Annotated in this window: 20 protein-coding genes and 2 pseudogenes; 6 read left to right on the top strand and 16 right to left on the bottom strand. The window is 71.2% G+C overall.

The window, feature by feature from the left end:
- Nucleotides 1-104 precede the first annotated feature (104 nt).
- Together ACIBJH_RS38870 and ACIBJH_RS38875 are read right to left on the bottom strand one after the other, a co-directional pair.
- Nucleotides 105-885: pseudogene (locus ACIBJH_RS38870) on the bottom strand (LLM class flavin-dependent oxidoreductase); the annotation flags it as partial.
- Nucleotides 882-1,983 (bottom strand): annotated as a pseudogene (locus ACIBJH_RS38875) (LLM class flavin-dependent oxidoreductase). The pseudogenes ACIBJH_RS38875 and ACIBJH_RS38870, both read right to left, overlap by 4 nt.
- Before the next feature lie 456 nt (nucleotides 1,984-2,439).
- On the opposite strand from ACIBJH_RS38875, the gene ACIBJH_RS38880 reads away from it, so the two are divergent.
- Nucleotides 2,440-3,198: an alpha/beta hydrolase gene (locus tag ACIBJH_RS38880; RefSeq protein ID WP_399121644.1), complete on the top strand. Its 759-nt coding sequence runs from the start codon at nucleotides 2,440-2,442 to the stop codon at nucleotides 3,196-3,198.
- Between the two features lie 2 nt (nucleotides 3,199-3,200).
- Here ACIBJH_RS38880 and ACIBJH_RS38885 read toward each other — a convergent pair whose 3' ends face one another.
- The 3 genes from ACIBJH_RS38885 to ACIBJH_RS38895 all read right to left on the bottom strand — a co-directional run bounded on the left by ACIBJH_RS38885 (nucleotide 3,201) and on the right by ACIBJH_RS38895 (nucleotide 5,713).
- Nucleotides 3,201-4,433: a 4-hydroxybenzoate 3-monooxygenase gene (locus ACIBJH_RS38885; protein ID WP_399121645.1), complete on the bottom strand. Its 1,233-nt coding sequence runs from the start codon at nucleotides 4,431-4,433 to the stop codon at nucleotides 3,201-3,203.
- A 57-nt stretch (nucleotides 4,434-4,490) separates the two neighbouring features.
- Nucleotides 4,491-5,264, bottom strand: a complete 774-nt coding sequence (locus tag ACIBJH_RS38890; protein ID WP_399121646.1) for a maleylpyruvate isomerase family mycothiol-dependent enzyme — start codon at nucleotides 5,262-5,264, stop codon at nucleotides 4,491-4,493.
- Between the two features lie 86 nt (nucleotides 5,265-5,350).
- Nucleotides 5,351-5,713: an STAS domain-containing protein gene (locus ACIBJH_RS38895; RefSeq protein ID WP_399121647.1), complete on the bottom strand. Its 363-nt coding sequence runs from the start codon at nucleotides 5,711-5,713 to the stop codon at nucleotides 5,351-5,353.
- 171 nt (nucleotides 5,714-5,884) lie between these two features.
- Between ACIBJH_RS38895 and ACIBJH_RS38900 the strand changes: the two genes are divergently transcribed.
- A complete protein-coding gene (locus tag ACIBJH_RS38900; protein ID WP_399121648.1) occupies nucleotides 5,885-6,382 on the top strand; it encodes an ATP-binding protein in 498 nt (165 codons plus the stop codon).
- A gap of 37 nt (nucleotides 6,383-6,419) precedes the next feature.
- Here ACIBJH_RS38900 and ACIBJH_RS38905 read toward each other — a convergent pair whose 3' ends face one another.
- Together ACIBJH_RS38905 and ACIBJH_RS38910 are read right to left on the bottom strand one after the other, a co-directional pair.
- Entirely contained in the window at nucleotides 6,420-7,163 is a 744-nt protein-coding gene (locus ACIBJH_RS38905; RefSeq protein WP_399121649.1) for a class I SAM-dependent DNA methyltransferase, read from the bottom strand.
- A gap of 385 nt (nucleotides 7,164-7,548) precedes the next feature.
- Complete coding sequence (locus ACIBJH_RS38910) at nucleotides 7,549-7,818, bottom strand: hypothetical protein (RefSeq protein WP_399121650.1); 270 nt, start codon at nucleotides 7,816-7,818, stop codon at nucleotides 7,549-7,551.
- A 133-nt stretch (nucleotides 7,819-7,951) separates the two neighbouring features.
- On the opposite strand from ACIBJH_RS38910, the gene ACIBJH_RS38915 reads away from it, so the two are divergent.
- Nucleotides 7,952-8,779: an alpha/beta fold hydrolase gene (locus tag ACIBJH_RS38915; RefSeq protein ID WP_399121651.1), complete on the top strand. Its 828-nt coding sequence runs from the start codon at nucleotides 7,952-7,954 to the stop codon at nucleotides 8,777-8,779.
- Between the two features lie 27 nt (nucleotides 8,780-8,806).
- On the opposite strand, the gene ACIBJH_RS38920 is transcribed toward ACIBJH_RS38915, so the two are convergent.
- Nucleotides 8,807-9,292, bottom strand: coding sequence for a MarR family transcriptional regulator (locus ACIBJH_RS38920; RefSeq protein ID WP_399121652.1), 486 nt, complete (start codon nucleotides 9,290-9,292; stop codon nucleotides 8,807-8,809).
- A gap of 96 nt (nucleotides 9,293-9,388) precedes the next feature.
- On the opposite strand from ACIBJH_RS38920, the gene ACIBJH_RS38925 reads away from it, so the two are divergent.
- Nucleotides 9,389-10,555 carry a PP2C family protein-serine/threonine phosphatase gene (locus tag ACIBJH_RS38925; protein ID WP_399121653.1) on the top strand — a complete coding sequence of 389 codons (1,167 nt, stop codon included), beginning with the start codon at nucleotides 9,389-9,391 and terminating at the stop codon, nucleotides 10,553-10,555.
- Here ACIBJH_RS38925 and ACIBJH_RS38930 read toward each other — a convergent pair whose 3' ends face one another.
- The 5 genes from ACIBJH_RS38930 to ACIBJH_RS38950 all read right to left on the bottom strand — a co-directional run bounded on the left by ACIBJH_RS38930 (nucleotide 10,556) and on the right by ACIBJH_RS38950 (nucleotide 16,455).
- A complete protein-coding gene (locus ACIBJH_RS38930) occupies nucleotides 10,556-11,005 on the bottom strand; it encodes a response regulator (RefSeq protein WP_262061622.1) in 450 nt (149 codons plus the stop codon).
- Nucleotides 11,002-12,615 carry an ATP-binding protein gene (locus ACIBJH_RS38935; protein ID WP_399121654.1) on the bottom strand — a complete coding sequence of 538 codons (1,614 nt, stop codon included), beginning with the start codon at nucleotides 12,613-12,615 and terminating at the stop codon, nucleotides 11,002-11,004. The genes ACIBJH_RS38930 and ACIBJH_RS38935 overlap by 4 nt, the downstream gene beginning before the upstream one ends.
- 85 nt (nucleotides 12,616-12,700) lie before the next feature.
- Nucleotides 12,701-13,927: a PP2C family protein-serine/threonine phosphatase gene (locus ACIBJH_RS38940; RefSeq protein ID WP_399121655.1), complete on the bottom strand. Its 1,227-nt coding sequence runs from the start codon at nucleotides 13,925-13,927 to the stop codon at nucleotides 12,701-12,703.
- Nucleotides 13,928-14,195: 268 nt separating this feature from the next.
- On the bottom strand, nucleotides 14,196-15,221 hold the full coding sequence (locus tag ACIBJH_RS38945; protein ID WP_399121656.1) for a Ppx/GppA family phosphatase: 1,026 nt from the start codon (nucleotides 15,219-15,221) through the stop codon (nucleotides 14,196-14,198).
- A 97-nt stretch (nucleotides 15,222-15,318) separates the two neighbouring features.
- On the bottom strand, nucleotides 15,319-16,455 hold the full coding sequence (locus tag ACIBJH_RS38950; RefSeq protein ID WP_399121657.1) for a TauD/TfdA family dioxygenase: 1,137 nt from the start codon (nucleotides 16,453-16,455) through the stop codon (nucleotides 15,319-15,321).
- 88 nt (nucleotides 16,456-16,543) lie between these two features.
- Between ACIBJH_RS38950 and ACIBJH_RS38955 the strand changes: the two genes are divergently transcribed.
- Together ACIBJH_RS38955 and ACIBJH_RS38960 are read left to right on the top strand one after the other, a co-directional pair.
- A complete protein-coding gene (locus tag ACIBJH_RS38955; RefSeq protein ID WP_399121658.1) occupies nucleotides 16,544-17,293 on the top strand; it encodes an AraC family transcriptional regulator in 750 nt (249 codons plus the stop codon).
- Nucleotides 17,294-17,456: 163 nt separating this feature from the next.
- On the top strand, nucleotides 17,457-17,636 hold the full coding sequence (locus ACIBJH_RS38960; RefSeq protein ID WP_399121659.1) for a hypothetical protein: 180 nt from the start codon (nucleotides 17,457-17,459) through the stop codon (nucleotides 17,634-17,636).
- 3 nt (nucleotides 17,637-17,639) lie between these two features.
- Here ACIBJH_RS38960 and ACIBJH_RS38965 read toward each other — a convergent pair whose 3' ends face one another.
- The 3 genes from ACIBJH_RS38965 to ACIBJH_RS38975 are packed head-to-tail and all read right to left on the bottom strand — an operon-like array spanning nucleotide 17,640 to nucleotide 19,956.
- Nucleotides 17,640-18,413: a TIM barrel protein gene (locus ACIBJH_RS38965; protein WP_399121660.1), complete on the bottom strand. Its 774-nt coding sequence runs from the start codon at nucleotides 18,411-18,413 to the stop codon at nucleotides 17,640-17,642.
- A complete protein-coding gene (locus ACIBJH_RS38970) occupies nucleotides 18,410-19,348 on the bottom strand; it encodes a sugar phosphate isomerase/epimerase family protein (protein ID WP_399121661.1) in 939 nt (312 codons plus the stop codon). The genes ACIBJH_RS38965 and ACIBJH_RS38970 overlap by 4 nt, the downstream gene beginning before the upstream one ends.
- Entirely contained in the window at nucleotides 19,345-19,956 is a 612-nt protein-coding gene (locus ACIBJH_RS38975; RefSeq protein WP_399121662.1) for a nucleoside deaminase, read from the bottom strand. Before ACIBJH_RS38975 ends, ACIBJH_RS38970 begins: the two co-directional genes overlap by 4 nt.
- Nucleotides 19,957-19,970 lie beyond the last annotated feature (14 nt).

The following is a 19,970-nucleotide window of genomic DNA, read 5'->3' on the forward strand; positions in this document are numbered from 1 at the left end:
TTCGCCGGGGCCCCCTCCGGGGGGGCGCGTTTTTTGTGGGGGGGGCCGGGGTGGTGGCGCTGGGGGGCCGGGGGGGGGCGGGCGGCCCGCAGCCGGCTGCGGGCCGCCGGCGAAGGCGAGCGCGTCGTCGAAGGCGTTGCCGTGCGCGGAGAAGATGACGTCGGCGTTGCGGGCGGCGAAGTCGCGGCCCTCGCCGGAGTCCCCGGCCTGGAAGATCACCGGGTGCCCCTGGGCGCTGCGCGGCAGGGTGGGGGCAAGGTCGACATCGAACTGCGGTCCCCGGTGGCGGACTTGGCGTACGGCGCCGGGTGCCGCCCAGGCCGATGCGGCGGCCGAGCCGGACACGGCGCCGTCCGACCAGCCGTCCCACAGGGCGCGGGCGACGGTGAGGAACTCCTCGGCGCGTCGGTAGCGGTCGGCGTGGTGGAGGTAGCCGCCGCGGCGGAAGTTGGCGCCGGTCCAGGCGTTGTCGGTGGTCACCACGTTCCAGCCGGCGCGGCCCTCGGAGAGCAGGTCGAGGCCGGAGAGGCGGCGGGCGAGGTCGGCCGGTTCGTTGAACGTGGTGTTGGAGGTGCTGACCAGGCCGATCCGGTCGGTCACGGCGGCCAGCGCGGCGAGTTGGGTGATGGCGTCGGGCCGTCCGGCGACGTCGAGGTCGTGGATCTGTCCGTCGACCTCGCGCAGCCGCAGCCCCTCCCCCAGGAAGAACGCGTCGAACAGGCCGCGTTCGGCGGTCTGCGCGACGCGCCGGAAGTTGGCGGGGTCGATCTGGGAGCCGCTGGCCGGGTCGGACCAGATGGTCCAGTGGTTGACGCCCTGGAAGAAGACGCCGAGGTGGAGTTGAGCGTCCGGGCGTGGGACGTCGAGGGGGTCGGTGCGGGTCATCGGGCTTCCTCCTCTACGGCCGCGGCGGCGTACCGGTTCGCGGGCCGGTCGAGGCCCAGGTGAGTGCGCAGGGTCGCGGCGGGCAGGGGCCCGTAGGGCGTGCCGTCGTTCGAAGAGGTGGGGCAGGACGAGCCGGGAGAGTTCGGGGAGGTCCTCGTCCAGCACCAGCGGGTGGAGGCGTACTCCGTCCACCACTCCCCTCAACTCCCCCAGCAACAGGGCGAGTCCGGCGGCCGAGCCGATGTGGCGCAGCCGTCCCCGGTCGGGCCAGGGCGCGTGGCGTTCGAGGTCGGCGACGCGTTCCTCGGCCGTGGCGTGGGCGGTGTCGAGGGCCACCTCGATCTCGGCGAAGACGAGGGGCGTTCCGGCGTCGGCCGCGCCCGAGGTGACCTCGGCAAGATCGCGGCCCGCAACGAGGGCGACGTCGAGCTGCCCGGCGGGCACACGGCCGGGGTCGCCGAGGACGACGAGTTGACCCTGCGGTGGGCGCGGCACGATCGCCGGGCCCTTGACCGTGTAGGTGTCGCCGGTGAAGTCGACGTAGTGCAGCCGCTCGCGGTCGAGATAGCGGCTGGTGGCGACGGAGCGGATGACCGCGTCGTCCTCCCAGGAGTCCCACAGCGCGCGGACGACCTCGACGCCGTCACGCGACTCGCGGGCGCGGGCCGCGGCCCCGTCGACGAGCGGGCGCCCCCGGACGGAAGCGGCCTCTGGCCGCCTCTCCTCGCTCACCACCCACCCGGCACGCCCGACCGAGATGTGGTCCAGGGACGCCAACTGGCTGGAGACATGGAACGGTTCGGCGTAGGTGAGCGGCACGACGGGCGCCACCCCGACGACGCTCGTCGACGCGGCGATGAACGCGGCCCGCTCCACCGCGCCGATCCGCCCGACCACGTCCGAGCCGGTACCGGGCGGAAGCGCGCCGTCCTCCAGGGTGAGCAGGGTGAACCCGGCGTTCTCCGCGTCGGCGGCGACACGGGCCACCCGGCGCGGGCTCAGCAGGTGGTCGGGTGAGTGGGTGGCGCGGCGCCAGGCGACGGGATGGGATCCGTCGCCGTCGATTTCGAGGGCGAGCCGCAGAGCGGAGCCGGACATGGGGGTTCCTTCCGAGAACGCGTCGAGACGGACGGCCCGTGGGGCCGACGTGGGTCAGGGGCGTACGGAAGGACGGACGGCGGAGGCGGTACGGCAGTAGTCGACGTGCCGGCGAATGATCAGCCGCGCGCCCGGGACGGCACCGCGAGGCGCGGCGTCACGTGCGCACATGGGGCCTCCACCCGTCCGGGAGCGATCGCCTCGACCTTCGTCGCCGGTCCCGGAAGATGTCAAGAACATTAGATGTACGTGCATGCGGCAGCAGCTCGACAAAATGCGTTGGCCGCGCGGACAAGGGGCTGCTAACTTTCCGTAGGCCGTGAACGAACGCGAGGAGGTGAGACCCATGAACGCAGTAACCAGGTGGGTGCTCCCCCTCTTCTCCACGGTTGGGCCAGCGATCTAGAGGTCGCCGGGAGCGCCACACGACAAGGCACTCCCGAAAGGCAACACCCCATGAACTCAACGCACTTCCACTTCACCGCCGAGACGACGTCCGACGGTGTCATCCAGCACGACTTCACCATGGGCGAGATCACCGGAGCCCTCTGGTCACCGGAGTCCGGCGCCGACCGCGCGCCCCTGGTCCTGATGGGACACGGCGGCGGCAACCACCGGAAGTCCCCCGCCATGACGGGCCGCGCCCAACTCCTCGTGGCCCACGGCGGTTTCCACGTCGCCGTCATCGACGCACCCGGCCACGGCGACCGCCCCCGCACGGCGCACGACGAGCGGGAGATCGCCGCGATGCAGAAGGCGATGGCGGCGGGCGAACCGGTCGGCGAGATCGTCGTCCGGTACAACGCCCACCTCGCGGAGCGCGCCGTACCGGAGTGGCTGGCCACCCTGGACGCCCTCCAGGAGCTGCCGGAGATCGGCACCGAAGGACCCGTCGGCTACTACGGCCTGAACATGGGCACCGCCATCGGCATCCCGCTGACGGCGGCCGAACCCCGCATCACCGCCGCGGTGTTCGGCCTCTTCTGGTACGACGACGCCCTCGCCGAGACGGCCCGGCGCATCACCGTTCCGATCGAGTTCGCCCTCCAGTGGGACGACGAACACATCCCGCGTCCGTCCGGTCTCGCGCTGTTCGACGCCTTCGCCTCGAAGGAGAAGTCACTGCACGTCAACTCGGGCGCGCACAAGGAGCTGCCCAGGTTCGAGGCGGACAGCGCGGTGCGGTTCTTCGTACGGCATCTGCGCCGCAGCTGACCTCAACGCGGCGGCCCCGCGCTTTCCCCGAATTCCAGTCCTGTCATGAGTTCGGAGAAGGCGCGGGCCGCGCCGGGGGCCGTGAAGAGCCGGTCGAGCCGGGCGCGGGCCAGACCGCGTCGGAAAGGGCCGCAGGCGCTGGCGTCGCCGGCGTCGTGGAGCATGCCGGTCATCCAGTGGGAGAACTCCTGGTCGCTCCAGACGCGGCGCAGACAACGCGCCGAGTAGGTGCGCAGGCCCCTGTCGTCGTGGTCGTGGACGAAGTCGCGGACGGCCCGGGCGAAGAGATCGGCGTCGTAGAGCGCGAGGTTCATGCCCTTGCCGCCCATCGGCGAGACGATGTGCGCCGCGTCGCCGACGAGGTACAGGCGGCCGTACTGCATCGGGTCGTGGACCAGGCTGCGGAGCCGGAAGATCTCGCGGTCGGTGATCGGGCCGGAGACGAGGGCCGGGTCGCCGAGCCGGGTGCGCAGGGCGTCCCAGACCCGGTCGTCGGGCCAGGCGTCGGGGTGGTCGTCGGGCGGGCACTGGAGGTAGTAGCGGCTGGTGTACGGGCCGCGCGGGAAGTGCGCGGCGAAGCCCTGCGGGCTGACGGCCAGCAGCGGGTGGGCCGGGGGCGGGGCGTCGGCCAGGACCGTCAGCCAGCCGATCCCGTGATCGAAGGCGTACGGCGTGAGGGCCCCGTCGGGGACGGAGGTGCGGCTGACGCCGTGGTCGCCGTCGCAGCCGGCGACGAAGTCGCAGACGAGGGTGCGGAGTTCGCCGTCGGCGGTGCGGTAGCGGACGGTCGGGCGGTCGCCGGTCAGATCGTGCAGGGAGACGTCGGCGGCCTCGAAGCGCAGGTCGCCGCCGTTCGCGAGGTACTCGGCGGTGAGTTTCTGGACCAGCATCTGCTGGGGGCAGAGGCGGGCGGTCGGTCCTTCGGAGCCGTCGTAGTCCGAGACGAGATGGGGTTCGCCGTCGACCCGGAGTTCCAGGATGCCCTCGTGCGGGACACCGCCCAGCACGCGGTCGGCCAGTCCCCAGGAGTCGAACATGCGCACGGCGCGGGTCTCGACGATGCCGGCTCGCTGCCGCTGAGCCACGTACTCACGGCTCCGGCGTTCCAGCACGACACAGTCGACGCCGCTCCGCCGCAACAGGTTCGCGACGGTCATACCGGCCGGTCCCGCGCCGATCACCACCACGGTCGTGGACTCCGGCGACTCGCTCAACTCCCCTGCACTGTCGGCCACTTGACCACCTCCGGGGTCACCCTAGCCGAGCGGGTCCGGTGGCCGGGTGGCCTTCCGCTAGGCGTCCGGGTCCCAGGCGATGAGCTGGTCGAAGAGTCGTTGCTCGCCCTCGATCTTCAGGGGTTCGACGTAGGTACGGCCGTACATGAAGAGAACCAGTTCTCCGGCCGTGGCCCGGGCGGAGGCGTAAGCGGTGTCGGCCGGAATCGGCGCGGATGCGGGAATGGGCGTGGCCCGCGCGCCGGCGGCGGAGAGTTCGAGGCGCCAGGACCGGCCCTCGGTGGCGTGGTAGTCGACGGTGGCGGGGTCGTGCGGCCAGGCGCTCGTCGTCGCGTTGCAGGTGAACACGAACTCCTCGACACCGTCCACCGCCGCCTCCTCGGGCAGCGGCTGCGGGTCGCCGACGGTGATCTGGGCGTCGTAGGTGTGGACCATGGCCTCCTGGACCTGGTGCCGGGCGACGGCGCCCGAGGTCTGCGGGGACTGCGTGTCGCCCCACCATGTCCAGCAGCCGCGGTCCGGTCCGAACTCCCGCAGGGCGCCGAGCAGTTGGCGCGTGGACTCGGCCGACCAAGCCAGCAGGGCCTCGCGCTCCCGGGGAGCTTCGGAGGCGGCGGGAGGCGTGGGACCGTCGGCGGGTCCCGCGGTGACGTTGGATGCCCAGCGGCGGTGCACGCCGCCCAGGTGGTGCACCAGGTCCAGCAGTGTCCACTCGGGGCAGGTCGGCACCCGTGCGTCGAGGCTGGGCGCGGCGGCGACCGCGGCCCGGAACGCCGTCGACCGTTCGTCGATCAGCCGCAGCAGGTCCGGGAATTCGAGAGTTTTCGTCACGCCGAATGCCTATCACCGCGCTCCGCCCGCAGGACAGCGATTTACTCGGCCCCACCGGCGGAATGCTCGCGGTGCCACCCCAACTGTCAGTGTGCGAGGGCCTGTTGGACCGTCGGGAAGCAGTCGATGACTGCGTCGATGCCGACGAGCTGGATGATGCGCAGCACGGAAGGGGCGGTCCCGGCCAGTCGCAGCCAGCCGTCCGCCTGGGCGAGCGTCTGGTGGACGGCGAGGAGAACGTTGATGCCGCTGGAGTCCATGAAGGTGACCTCGCGCAGGTCGAGGACGATGCGCGGTGCGACCCCGTCCGGCAGCTCCAGCGCCTCCCTCAGCGAACCGGCCGTCTGCTGGTCGATCTCTCCGGCCGCGGCCACGACCACAGTGCCGTCGACGACGTCGGTCCTGACCGACAACTGCCCCGGCTGCCCCGCTTGTTCGGTGTCCACCATCTGTCCTCATACACGAGTGGGTGAGCGCTACGGATCAGGACGTTCATCCGAAGTGCTGCCCCGCATCGTACGGTTGATGCCCGCGTCCGGTGGAACCGATCGAAATCGACGGAGTGGGTGGTGCCTCACGGGGTATGCGCGGGGCACGCAGAAGGCGGTGAAACGATCCGGATGGAACCAGACTCTTCGGAGGACGACGACACAGCGCCGCAGGCCAGAGCACGACCCCGGACCCTGCGGTCCACCGTGGCACTGGACGGGGACGGCTCGTGCATCGCCGAGGCCCGGCAGCTGGCCGCGATGTTCCTCACCCGGGCACGGGCCGAGTACGGGTTGCCGGTGTCGGCCCGCGCCATGGATCTCACGCAGTTGGTGGTCAGCGAACTGGTCACCAACGCCCGCAAGTACGCGCCCGGCCCGGTGTTGATGGATCTGCGGATCGTCGGTGCCCTCGTCGAGGTGGAGGTGTGGGACTCCGATCCGGTGCTGCCGGTCGCCCGCGCCGCCGACGCCCAACGGGTGGGCCAGCACGGCCTGGAGATCGTGCGGGCCGTCGCGCGCGGCTTCGAGGCCCGGCGCGAACCGGTGGGCAAACGCGTCACCGCGCGCATCGCGCTGACGGACGGCCCGGACGCGGGTGTCACCGGTGGCGGCCCGCACCGGACGTGAGTCGGGGTGGTCAGGGCCCGACCGGGAGTCGGAGGGCTCAGGGCGTGACCGGGACGCGGTAGACGGAGACATGAGAGGTCGACTCGGCGGTGAACTCGGATCCGTCCCAGTCCGCGTGTCTCGTCTCCAGTTCGAAGCCCGCCAACTGGGCCATGAGGTCGAGTTCGGCCGGCCAGATGTAGCGGTGCGGGCTGAGGTCCACACGCGCCTGTCCGGCCCCGTCGAACCGGAAGTGGTGTGACACGACGTGCTGGTTGAGGACGTCGTAGGTGTCCAGACCGATGTAGTCGGGGTCGGTCAGCCAGACGGTGGCGTGCTGGCCCGGCGGCAGCTTGCGCAGCTCGGGTACCCAGAGCTCGATCACGAACCGGCCGCCCGGTGCGAGGTGGCGGGCGGCGTTGCGGAAGCACTCGACCTGCGCGGCCTGGGTGAGCAGGTTCGAGATGGTGTTGTAGACGAGATAGACCAGGCTGTACTCGCCGGGGACGACCGTGGTCGCCATGTCTCCGATGGTCACGGAAATCGTCGCCTCGTCCGCCTTGGTCCGCAGTCGCTCCACCATCGGCCGTGACAACTCGATGCCGGTCACAGGGACTCCGCGTTCGGCGAGCGGCACGGCGACCCGGCCGGTCCCGACGGCGAACTCAAGTGCCGCGCCGTCTCCGGCGAGTCGGGCGAGTCGGTCCACGGTCGGCCCCAGCGTCTCGGGCGCGAACATGCCGGTGCCGGGGGTGTCGTAGCGCCGGGCGGTGTCGGCGTCCCAGAGATTCTCCTGCTGCATTCCGCCAACGGTCGCGCCCGGCCGCCGAGTTGTCCAACGAGATTCCGGCGCCGAGGGCGCTGGATGAACTCGCCGATGCGGTCGGCGAGTTGGGGCCAGAGTTTCTGCGGGCGGTGGTGGCCCATCCCGCTCAGGATCCGCGGTTCGGCGCCCGGTACGGCGGCGGCCGTGGCGTGGGCGTGGGCGTGCACGACCAGTGCCGGCACCCGCAGGGAGCGAAGGCGTCCGGCGCGGTCGCCCGTCGCCAGCACCGCGAGGCCCTGCCGCTGAATGCCGAGGGGGTCGTAGCCACGGTCGAAGACGCGTCCCGCACGGTCGGCCGCTGCCTGCGCGTCGAAGGCGAAGCCGGGGGACGCGGCGAGCCGCAGGGCACGCACCCGCCACTCTACGAACGCCTCCCGGTCCCGCGGTCGAGCAGGCCTACGGTGTCGGCCGCCAGGTCGGAGAGCGTGCAGGCGACCGTCGAGAGGTCACCGGCCAGGGCCGCCGCGAAGTCCGGGACGGGCGCGTCGGTGGAGTGTGTCGACCGGCCCGAGTCCCGGGTGTCGAACCGGATCACTTGCGAGCCCCGGTCCACCAGCGCCCCGCAGAAGCCGTCGGGCCGGTTGATCAACGATTCCGGACGGACCGGCGTTCCGAGGAATTCTCCCGACACGCGGAAGTGCCTCACCTCGCCCAGGGTGCTGTGGTCGACGTGTTCATTCCGGTCGCCTCTCGCCGCCGACCCTTTCCGTCGATTCCCCGTATGACGTACTCGCGCGGTTCGAGCATTTCGGGAGGAAAACACCATGCCTGTCGCCACCAGTACGGACGGCACACGGATCTTCTACAAGGACTGGGGGTCGGGGCAGCCCGTCGTGTTCTCCCACGGGTGGCCCCTGACGGCCGACGCGTGGGATCCCCAGCTGAAGCTGATGGCGGACAACGGCTTCCGTGCCGTGGCCCACGACCGGCGCGGAGGCGGGCGCTCGGACCAGCCCTGGAGCGGCAACGACCTCGACACGTACGCCGACGACCTGGCCGCGGTCGTCGAAGCCCTCGACCTGCGCGACGTGATTCTCGTCGGCCACTCGACGGGCGGCGGCGAGGTCACCCGCTACCTCGGCCGGCACGGGTCCGGGCGGGTCGCCAAGGCCGTTCTGCTCGGCGCGATCCCGCCGCTGATGCTCAGGACGGACGCGAATCCCGAAGGCCTGCCGATCGAGGTCTTCGACGAGATCCGCACAGGCGTGGAAACGGACCGTTCGCAGTTCTACAAGGATCTCAGCGCCCCGTTCTTCGGCGCCAACCGCGACAACTCGACCGTCACTCAAGGGACTCGTGACGAGTTCTGGCTCTGGAGCATGACCGTGGGAATCAAGGGCGCCTACGACTGTGGCAAGGCGTTCTCCGAGACCGACCTCACCGAAGACCTCAAGAAGATCGACGTCCCCACATTGATCGTGCACGGCGACGACGACCAGATCGTTCCGATCGTGGCCTCCGCCGACAAGTCCTCGAAACTCGTCAAGGACGCGACCTACAAGATCTACCCGGGCGCTCCGCACGGCCTGGCGTTGGTGCCCGAGTTCGCCGAGCGGTTCAACGAGGACCTTCTCGCCTTCGCCCGCGGCTGATCGCGTCACCGTCGCGGAGCGGCCCGGTCATGCGGTGCGCCTGTCGGCGGGCTCGTCGTGGTCGTGGATCTGTGCCGACGCCACCGTGCAGAACGCCTCCAGACCGGTGAGCAGTGCGTCGCGCCCGGCGGCCGGCATCTGTGTCAGTACCGCGCCCAACGCCTCCTCGCGGCGGGTCCGCAGGCCCGACAGGAAGGTCCGCCCCGGACCGCTGAGGTACAGGCGCACCTCGCGCCGGTCCGTGGGGCTCACCTCGCGGTCGACGAACCCGGCGGCCTGCAACCGGTCGCAGAGCCGGCTGGTCGACGGCGGTGTCGAGGCGAGGTGGTCGGCGAGGGTGCGCAGGTTGATGCCCTCGTGGTGTTCCAGGATGAACAGGACCCGCAGCTGCGAGGCGGACGCCGGCGCGGTCGAGGCGCGTCCCCACAGGACTTCCAGCAGTTCCGCGGCCGTGGAGGCGACCCGCGCGACCTCGGCGGGTTCGGGGCGGGGGTGGATGGAGGTCACGATCACACTCTCGCAGGCACAGGGACGGGTACCAGCCTACTAGGCACGCCCTACCCGTTCCCCGAGGGAGAGATTGGCATATCCACGAACGTGAACAGACTCATGACTGTCGAGCGGGCGCTGCGTACGGCGGCTCCCCACGAACTGCCCGACGTGGTCGGGCGGGAACTGGTCCGGCGGTACGCGGCGGACTCCGTGGAGCTGCTCATGGCCGACTACGGCCTGACCGTGCTGCAGCGCGTCACCGAGCTGCCGCACACCCTGCCGCCGGTCTCCGTGCACAACACCCCCGCGGGCCGCGCCTTCGGCGCCCAAGAGCCTTTCGTGGAGGGGAACTTCGGGGACGGCAGCGTGTGCGTCCACCTTCCGATCAGTGTGCGCGGGGACCGCCTCGGCGTGCTCTCGGTGACGCTCCCCGGCGGCGACCACGTACGCGCGTGCCTTCCCGAACTGACCGAGCTGGCCGAGGTGTTGGGGCACGAGGTGCTGGTGGCCGAGCGCGACACCGACCTGTATCTGCGGGCCAGGCGCAAGGACCGGCTCACGCTGGCGGCGGAAATGCAGTGGCAGTTGCTGCCCGGCCGCTCGTGCTCCCGCCCCGAGTTCGACCTCGGCGCCCAACTGGAGCCCGCCTACGCGATCCACGGCGACAACTTCGACTGGTCCGCCACGGCCGACCGGCTCACGCTCTACGTCTCGAACGGCATGGGCGAAGGCATCGAGGCCTCGCTGCTGACGAACCTGACGGTCAACGCCCTGCGCAACGCGCGCCGGGCGGGCATCCCCCTCGCCGACCAGGCGGCCCTCGCGGACCAGGCGGTGTACGCCCACTACCGGGGCCGTAGCCATATGTCCGTGTTGATGTTCGACTTCGAACTCACCACCGGGCGGGCCCGGGTGGTGGACGCGGGGTCTCCGCAGACACTGCGGCTGCGCGACGGCGTGGTGGAACGGATCGTCTTCGACGAGCAGTTGCCGCTCGGCATGTTCGAGGAGACCGACTACGTCGAGCAGGACTTCGGGATCGAGCCCGGGGACCGGATCCTCTTCGTCAGCGACGGGGTGTACGCCGTGGCGTCGCCCAAGGGTGAGGCGTACGGGGACGCGGCGCTGGCGCGGGCGGTCCGGCACACGAGGCTGCTGCCCGCGGCCGACGTGCCCCGGGCCGTACTGCGCGAACTGACCGGCCACCGCGGCACGCCGACCCCCGACGACGACGCCTTGGTGGTGTGCCTGGACTGGCGCGGACGCGGTCCCGCCGCGCCGTGATCATCCGGAGCGATGGGGCAGACGGACCACCTGCACGAAGAAGTCGTCGATCTGCCGGACCGCGGCGATGAACTGGTCCAGGTCGACCGGCTTGGTGACATAGGCGTTGGCGTGCAGTTTGTAGCTGCGGAGGATGTCCTCCTCGGCCGACGAGGTGGTCAGGACGACGACGGGGATGTGTACCAGTTCCGGGTCGGACTTGATCTTCTCCAGGACCTGACGGCCGTCGTACTTCGGCAGGTTGAGGTCGAGCAGGATGAGGTCGGGCTGCGGGGCGCCGGTGTGCGCGCCGCGCCGGTAGAGGAAGTCGAGTGCCTCCTCGCCGTCCCGCACGACATGGAGGGTGTTGCCGATCTTGTTGTCCTCGAAGGCTTCCCGGGTCATCAGTTCGTCGCCCGGGTCGTCCTCGACGAGGAGGACGTCGATCGGGGTGGCGTCGGGGAGGGTCATGTCAGGGCCTTCTCGTCGTCGGTGGAGGTGTCCGTGGAGGTGGCTTCCTCGGCGGACGGAAGCGTGAAGCAGAGGCGGGTGCCCTCGCCCACCGTGCTGTCGATCCAGATCCGGCCGCCGTGGTGTTCGACGATCTTCTTGCACAGGGCGAGTCCGATGCCGGTGCCGCCGTAGGCGTCGCGGCTGTGCAGCCGCTGGAAGATGACGAAGACCTTGTCGGTGAACTCCTCGGGGATGCCGATGCCGTTGTCGGTGACGCACAGGCGCCACATGCCGGGAGTCTCGGGGTCGGTCTCGCAGGTGACGGACACGTGCGGGGCGCGGTCCGGGTGGCGGAACTTCAGGGCGTTGCCCACGAGGTTCTGCCAGAGCATGGTCAGCAGTGTCGGGTCGCCGACGGTCTCGGGCAGGGTCTCGGGCCGGTCGATCCGGGCCTCCGACTCCTCGACGGCCGCCGCGAGGTTCCGCAGCGCCCTGTCGAGCGCCTGGCCGAGACCGACCTTCTCCCGGGTGTCGTCGAGCCGCCCGACGCGGGAGAAGGTGAGCAGGTCGTTGATGAGCACCTGCATGCGTTTGGCGCCGTCGACGGCGAAGTCGACGTACTGCAGCCCGCGTTCGTCCAGCTTGTCGCCGTACCTCTTCTCCAGCAGCTGGCAGAACGAGGCGACCTTGCGCAGCGGCTCCTGCAGATCGTGCGAGGCGACATACGCGAACTGCTCCAACTCGGCGTTGGACCGGCGCAGTTCGACGGCCTGGGCGTCCAGCTCGTCGGCCTGGCGGCCGAGTTCCTCCTCCTTCTCGCGGGAGGCGTCGAGTTCGGCGACGATCCGTCTGCGCATGCCCTCGACGGCTCCGGCCACGGCGGTGAGGTCGACGGGCCCGTCCCCGGTGATGCGGTGCGCGAAGTCGCCCGCCGCGACCCGTTCCGACGCCGTGCTCAGCGCCTCCAGGGGCCGGGTCACCAGCAGTCGTACGAGTACGGCGAGGGCGACGCCGGTGAGCAGGAAGGCGGCGACCATGCCGCTCAGCACGGTGTCGCGCACCGTGCGCTGGTGGGCGAGGTGGGCCCGGCCCTGCTTCACGGCCCGCGCGAGATCGGCGTTCTGGGTCGCCCAGAGGGTGCGCAGCCGGTCGAAGTCGTGCTTGCCGCTGTCGACGGTGGTCTGGTCGACGGTGTGCGGCCGGCCGGGGGTGACGGCGGCGGCCAGAGGTTCGGCGTAGGTCCGGCGCCAGTCGGCCGCGCCGCGCTCCACCGCCCGTAGATCGGCGAGCAGTCGGGGCCGGTCGCGGAGCTGCTCGCGCAGCCGGGCCGCCGAGCGGGCCTCGTCCTGCTTGCCGGTGGTGTACGGGGCGAGGAACTGCTGGTCGGCGGCGATCGCGTAGCCGCGGATGCCGGTCTCCTGGTTGACCAGGGCGGCCTGCAGCCGGTATGCCTCGGTCTGGGCGGGCTGTACCCGCTGGAGCAGATCGTCGGTGACGGCGGCCGTGCGGCTCAGCAGGTTCGCGCCGATCGCGCTGCCGATCACCACCAGCAGCACCATGAGCGACAGCGCGAGGAAGAACCATCCCTGTACCGTCAGCCGGCGCCCGATCCCTGTTCCGCCCGCCATGTCCCTCGCCGTTCGTCTCGTTGCGACACCCTCTCGTCCCACCTGCTCGTTTCCGGCGCGGTGAATCACGTCCGGGGCAGTTGTCTCATGTCCAGTGCAGGTGCAGCACGGCCACGTCGTCCGCCAGGCCGCCCCGGGTCTCGGCCAGGGCCTCGGCGCGGGCGATCAGTTCGTCGACGAACGGCGCCGGGGCCAGTGCGGCCCGCTCCCGGGCCAGCCGCAGCAGACCGTCCTCGCCCAGGCGCTCCGAGCCCCGGCCGACATGCCCTTCGAAGAGTCCGTCGGTGAAGAGGACCACGGCCGCGCCCGCCGGTACGGAAAGCTCCGCGACCGGCCAGTCCGCGAGGCCGGGAACCAGGCCCAGTGCCGGACCGCCGGGCACCTCCACCCACTCCACACCGCCGCCGTCCCGCATCAGCAGTCCGTGGTGTCCGGCCCGCACCACGCGGGCGGTGCGCTCGCCGGGTGCGGCGGTGAGACAGACGAGGGTGGCGAAGACCTCGCCGCGGATGCGCTCGGCGACGAGGATCTCCTCCAGCCGGGCCACCTGTTCGCCGCCCGTGACACCGCTGAGCACCAGCGTGCGCCAGGCGATCCGCAGCGCGACACCGAGGGCGGCCTCGTCGGGTCCGTGCCCGGAGACGTCACCGACCACCGCGTGGACGGTGCCGTCGGCGCTCTGCACGATGTCGTAGAAGTCACCGCCGAGCAGTGCCTGCGCGCGCCCGGGACGGTAGCGGGCCACGGCTTCCACGCCCTCGCCGCGCAGCAGGGGCCTGGGCAGCAGTCCGCGTTCGAGGCGGGCGTTCTCCTGGGCCTGCATCCGGCTGGACTGGAGGGCGACGGCCGCCCGCTCGGCCTGCTTGCGCTGGATCGCGTAGCGCACCGCGCGTCCGAACAGGCCCGGTTCGACCCGGCCCTTGACCAGGTAGTCCTGCGCGCCGGCGGCGACGGCGGCGAGTCCGGTCTCCTCCTCGGCGAGACCGGTGAGGACCACGACAGCGGCCCGTTCGGCGCCCGCCCGTACCCGGGAGAGCGCCTCCAGCCCCTGGGCGTCCGGCAGATGCAGGTCGAGCAGGACACAGTCCGGTAGGTCGGCCGCGAGCGCCTCGGTGGCCTCGGCCATCGACCGTACCCAGCGCAGACGTATCTTCAGCGCGCTGTCGGCGACCAGTTCCTCCACCAGCAGGGCGTCGCCCGCGTCGTCCTCGACCAGCAGGACGGAGGGCTGCCAGGCCGGCCAGATGTCCGGGCCGGCCCCTTCGCCACCCACCGACAGCAGGTCGTCGGCCCGTGGCCGTGGCACCACCATGGCCCTGCCCTCCCCACCGCGCTGTCCCCGCGAATATAGTTGCCGTCGGACAACAGTCGAGAGCATACCGGTACGCCGGGACGCCCCGTACGCAGTCGGCGAGCCCGGAACGGAACCGCCCAACGCGCCCCGCGTCCAGCGTTGTTGAGGGTACGACGGGCAACCGGGAATCGGCGCGGAACCGCTTCGTTCGTCGCCGAACCGTACGGCGGGCGGGGGTTGCGCGGACCGGTACCAAGTGACCGGGGGGCGAACGGAGTTCGGGCCGTCAGCCGTCGGCGGTCGTCGGTGCCGGACCCGGTGCGATGCGCAGCGCGACCCTTCCCGCCGGTTCCGCGTCGGCGCTGCGGCGGGTCATCTCGGTCCACCAGGAGCCGCCGTCCTCGATGTACCGCAGCAGGATTCCCTCACGGATGCCCCAGGGGCAGACGGTGACGGTCTTGATGCCCGTCAGCTTCATCACCGTGTGCCCGACCACGGCTCCGGCCAGGCTCTGCGCGGCCCGCGGTGCCGAGACGCCGGGGAGCTGGGCCCGTTCGGACGCCGCGAGGGCGGCCAGCCGGTCGAGGCCCACGCGCAGCTCCGACCGCACCAACCTCCTTTCCACGAAAGGGCCTTGGCGACCGGGCGCGGCACCGCAGAGTCGGGCCAGCTGCTGAAAGGTGCGTGAAGTCACCACCGTGGTCCGTGGCCCTTCCCAGCGGATCCGCGCGGCCACGTCCCGCAGTTGGTGCCGCACCTCGCGCCGCATCGCCTTGACCGTCTGCTCCGTCGGCCGCTCCTGGCCCGCCAGGAAGTCCCGGGTCAGCCGGCCCGCGCCGAGCGGGAGGGACGCCACGAAGTCCGGCAGCCGGCCGCGCCCGAACGCGGCCTCGAAGGATCCGCCCCCGATGTCGAACAGAGCGAGCGGCCCGGCCCGCCAGCCCATCCAGCGCCGGGCGCCGAGAAACGTCAGCTCGCCCTCCAACTCCCCCGGCAGCGTGGACAGTCGTATCCCGGTCTCCGTGTGCACCGAGCGCAGCACGTCGAGCCGGTTGGGCGCGCCGCGGACGACCGCCGTCGCGAAGGCGAGGGGTCCTGCCGCGCCCCAGTGCCGGGCTGTCTTCTCGGCGGCCGACACCGCCTTCACGAGCTGGCGTACGGCCTCGTCGGGGATCTCCCCGTGCGGCCCGACGCGCTCGGAGAGCCGCAACTTCCACTTGGCCGTGTGCACGGGCAACGGCACACCGTCCCCGACATCCGCCACCACGAGCCGAACCGTGTTCGACCCCACGTCCACCACACTCATCCGCATGAGCCGGTGAGTACCCAGGGTGAGCGCCGTCAGTCGCCGCTGGACGTTGGCCTTGTCACGTCGGAAACGTCTTGCGCACAGGGGATCTGTGGGAGGGTCAGGCGCGGTGGCGCCAGGGTGTGCTGGTGAGATCGCGCATGAGGGTCTTCTGACGGCTGGCCACGACATCGCGGTCGAGGTAGGCCTGCCGCATGTGCCGGCTCCCGGTGGCGAGCGTGAAGGCGGTACGGCTGTGGATCATCCGGAAGTCGTCGATGATGAACATCTCCCCCGGCCGGAGCTTGAACCGAAGCTGGTTGGCGTCGTCGCTGATGAGCCGCGAGTACAGCCGCCTGGCCTCGAAGAACGTGTCGATCAGGTCCGGGTCCAGGGCGGGGATCCGGTCGCTGCGGCCGTGGAAGCGGACGTGTGAGATCGATCCGTCCGCCGCCACCTCGATGAACGGGCTGGAGTCTTCGAGGACCGCCTGCTCGTCCGCGTAGCGCCAGTTGACGGGCACCGAGGTCAGCGCCCGGAACAGGTCGGGGTGCTCGCGGCGGATCGTCTCGGCGATCTGGAACCCGTCGGTCATGCCGGACTCGCCGCCCTCGGCGTCATTGGCGAGGCAGTGCAGGAGCACATAGCCGGGTTGGGGGATGCGGTACGGGTTGTCGGTGTGCGGTTCGAGCGCGCGGGGGGTCATGCTCAGGTCGTAGGCCTGCTCCGGGGGCAGTGCCTTGATGTCCTCGATGGCTCCGTTGTCGGTGACGCGCGTGAAGCCGATCTGATCGATGAGGGCCTGCATGCCGTCCAGGTCCGAGGGGATTCCGCGGACGAGGGCGAAGCCGAGACGGCTGACGTCGTCGAGCACCGCGAGGAGTTCGGCCGGGTCGGCCTGCAGGCGGTCCAGCTCGTGCCAGGGAAGGCCGTCCAGCGTGGACACGTTCCAGAGGTGCTTGGCGCCGGCCAGGTCGTGCAGCAGCGGGTCTTCGGCGGCGCCGCGCAGCTCCGGGTAGCCGAATCGCGCGCGGTGCCCGTCGCTGAACTCCACCGCCACTCCGCCGTCCTCCTCGGTGGTGCCGGTGATCAGCAGGTCGATGGGCAGCAGGTCGCCGTCGCCGAGCTTGTGTCCCGTCCTCGGGTCGCGCCAGGCCGGATCGTCGGACGCCTCGCGCAGCCACAGTGCGGTGAAGCCGTGGTGGAATCCGTCGTCGTCGTGCAGGTGCAGTCGGTTGTCCTTGAGCAGATGCCGCATCGGAAGCTCCCTCGGTCGCATGGGGGGGGAAGACGGCCCCAGTCTTCGCCGGTCCCCGCGCGTCCCGCTTTCGATAAGGTGCCGGTTCATGGCGGAAAACGGCCAGACCGAGCCGACGGTCACCATGACCCGGGTCATGCCCGGTGGTACGACGATCGCGCCGCATCGCCATCGCGGGCATCAGGTGGTGTACGCGAGCCAGGGCGTCCTCGCGGTGGAGACGGACACCGGCACCTGGATCGCTCCGGCCGCCAGGGCGATCTGGGTCCCGGCCCGGGTGCGGCACGCACACCGCGCCCACGGCACCACGAACTTCCACACGCTCGCGCTCGGCCCGCACGCCAACCCGCTCGGGCTGAAGCAGCCGACGGTGCTCAGGGTCAGCCCGCTGCTGCGCGAGATCCCGATCTCCTACAGTTCGCTCGACCCGTCCGACGCGGGCACGGCCCGTCGGCAGTCGCGCCTGCGCGCGGTGCTGCTGGACGAGTTGGAGCCGGTCGCCCAGCCGCCGCTGCATCTGCCCACACCCCGCGACGACCGGCTCACGGCGGCCTGCGCGCTGATCGCGGCCGATCCCGGCGCCCACCGGGAACTGGCCGCCGTCGCCGCCGAGGTCGGAGTCGGCCGGCGCACCCTGTCCCGGCTGTTCGCCCAGGAGTTCGGCATGTCCTTCCCGCAGTGGCGCACGCAGATACGGCTGGAGCTGGCGCTGCGGCTCCTCGCCGAGGGCACCTCCGTCACCGCGACCGGCCATCGCTGCGGCTGGTCCGGTACCAGTTCGTTCGTGGATGTCTTCCGCCGTCACATGGGGTACACGCCCGGGAGTCGGCCGGCTTAGACCAAATCATCCTGGTTCTGCCCGCCATGTCCCTTCCGAGGAACCGCGTGAGCGCGCAGGGTCGCTTCGGTCTCCTTCGTGTTCGCGTCGGCGCAGGTCCATGTCGTTGCTGTGCGGGGCTATCGGGCCGTAGGTCCACGACGGCACGGCCTGATTGCTGTTGATGTCCGGCGCGAGTGGCCAGTCCTCGACCGTGGGCGTGGGCTGGGCGGACATCGCGGAGATCGTCGTCTTCCTGCTGGACGAGGCCGGGTGGATCAACGGCGCCGACATCGTGGTGGACGGCGGCGCCGAGGCCCTCCTCGACACCGCCGCGCTCCGGCCCGGGGAGAAGAAGGCGTAGCCGTCAAAGCAGGGCACGGGCCGCGGCGTAGACCTGGCCGCTGTCGCCGAGCGGTGTCGCCTCGATGCCCACGTAGCCGTCGTAACCGGTGTTGTGGAGCCAGGCGAGTTCCGCGGCCCAGTCGATGGTCCCGGTGCCGAACTCGTGGCGGCCCGGGATGTCGGCCGCCTGGACGTGGCCGATCAGTTGCATGGCGTCCTGGATCTCGGCTCCGAGGGGCTCGCCGTTGAGGATCGCGTGGTAACGGTCGTAGAGGAAGCGGACGTTGGGGAGGTCGACCGCGCGGAGGAGGGAGAGCGCCGAGCGTGAGTCGGAGATCAGGGCGTGGGGACCCTCGTAGGCGCGATTCACGACCTCCACGAGGAGTTCGAGGCCGCTCCCGCCGGTTTCCTCTCCCGCCCGCGCGAGCACCTCGGCCGTATTGCGGAGCTGAGCGGCGGGCTCGATTCCCGGGACGACGTCCCCGGCGAGCACGACGAGTCCGGGAGTGTTCAGCTGTCGGGCGGCTTCGGCGGCTGCCCGTACGCGGGTGAGGAACTCGTCGTGCGACGACGGGTCGCCCAGGTCGCACTTGTCCCGCCACGACTCGACGCACAGGGTGATCAGACGCGTGCCGGTCGCCTCCAGTGCGTGGGCGAGGCGGGGCAGGTCCTTGTCCCACCACTCCCAGATCTCCACGGCGCGGAACCCGGAGTCGGCCGCGGCGCGTACGCGGTCGTCGAGGGGGCGCTCGTCTTCGAGGAACATCAGCTCGACGCAGGCGGAGAAGTCGATCACGGGCGAACCGCCTTGCCCGCCACGGCCGTTCCGGCTCTGAGGGCGGCGACCGGGTCGGGTGCCTCGTCCAGTTCGATGAGTACGGTGCCTGCGCCCGGGGTGCGGGACATGGCGTCGGCCCAGCCCTGCCAGTCGACGATGCCCGAGCCCAACTCGGCCATATAGGGCTGCTGTTGGGTGAAGACCGTTTCGTCGATCGTGAGTTCGACGTCGATGGGCCTGACCGCGTCCTTCCAGTGGGCGAGGGCGATGCGCGGGGTGTGGCGGCGGGCCACCGCCACCGGGTCGCCGCCGCCGAGGGCGATGTGGCAGGAGTCGGGGCAGAGCCAGACGTAGCGCGGGTCGGTCAGGGCCATGAACAGGTCGATGTCCCGCTCGTACCAGAGGGTGCTGTTGGACTCCGTGTGGAAGGCGAGCTTCACGCCGAGACGTGAGACGGCCTCTCCGACCGCGTGCGCGATGTCGGCCATGCGGGTCATGTACGCGGCGTCGACGAAGAAGGGTGGTCGTGTGCCGAATGTAGTCCGCATGGGCAGGCCTGCGACAAGGAGTTCCGCCCCGACGTCGACGAGGAAAGCGGCCCGGCGTTCGGCGTCGGCGACGATCGCGGGCAGATCGGCGCCCTCTCGCCAGCCGGGGGCGTCGCTGTCGGCGATGAACGCGCTGACGACGGACAGGCCACGGGCCGCCAGGTCGCGGCGGAAGGCGGGTGCGCTGCCGAAGGCCCGTAGGGCGGACTCGATGTCGCCCGGCGCGAAGGTCAGCTCGATGCCCGTGACACCGGCCGCCGTCAGCGCGTCCATCACCCGGGCCCAGAAGCGCTCGGGGTGGGCCAGGGCCCAGTCGCGCACGGCGTCGGCGGAGGGGAGGTCCCAGAAGTCAGGGTGGTAGAAGGTGATGACGTCGGTGGCGAAACGCGGTGCCGTGGCGGTCATTCGGTGCCTCCGCGGGCGTTGTAGACGACGATCCCGTCGGCCGCGTCGACTGCCTCGCGGTAGTTCCGGAACACGGACAGCGCCTCGTCCCGGAGCACATCTCCTACGACGTCGATCCCGCGCGCCTCGAACTGCTCGGCCCAGTCGGCGCCGAGGGGACCCTCGTCGAACGTGGTGATCTCCTCCAGCTCGGGTCCCTCCCCCGCGACCACGAGACCGCGCACCCCGGACCACATCGTGGCGCCGTAACACTGCACGCAGGGACGCCAGTTGACGACGAGTTCGTGCGCGGGCAGTCCCTCGGCGCCCAAGTCCCAGCCGCCGAGGGCCCGTTGGGCGAGGCCCAGCGCGACGACCTCCGCGTGTGTGCTGGAGACGCCGGAGGCGAGCACGACGTTCACGCCCACGGAGACGATCCGGCCGGTGTCACGCTCGGCGACGAGGGCCGCGAACGGACCGCCGTTCCCCTCCCGCCAGTTGCGGTCGGCGAGGCGGTGCACGAGCCGCATCCGGTCGGCGCGGTCGGGGATCACGGCGGGCGGGTCGGCCAGCTCGTCGTCGATCCAGGCCGGCAGCGCCACGCGGTATTCCTTGACTGTGCTGATCACGCTCGAACTTCCTT

The sequence above is a fragment of the Streptomyces sp. NPDC050548 genome, from assembly GCF_044457385.1.
Taxonomy (GTDB): domain Bacteria; phylum Actinomycetota; class Actinomycetes; order Streptomycetales; family Streptomycetaceae; genus Streptomyces.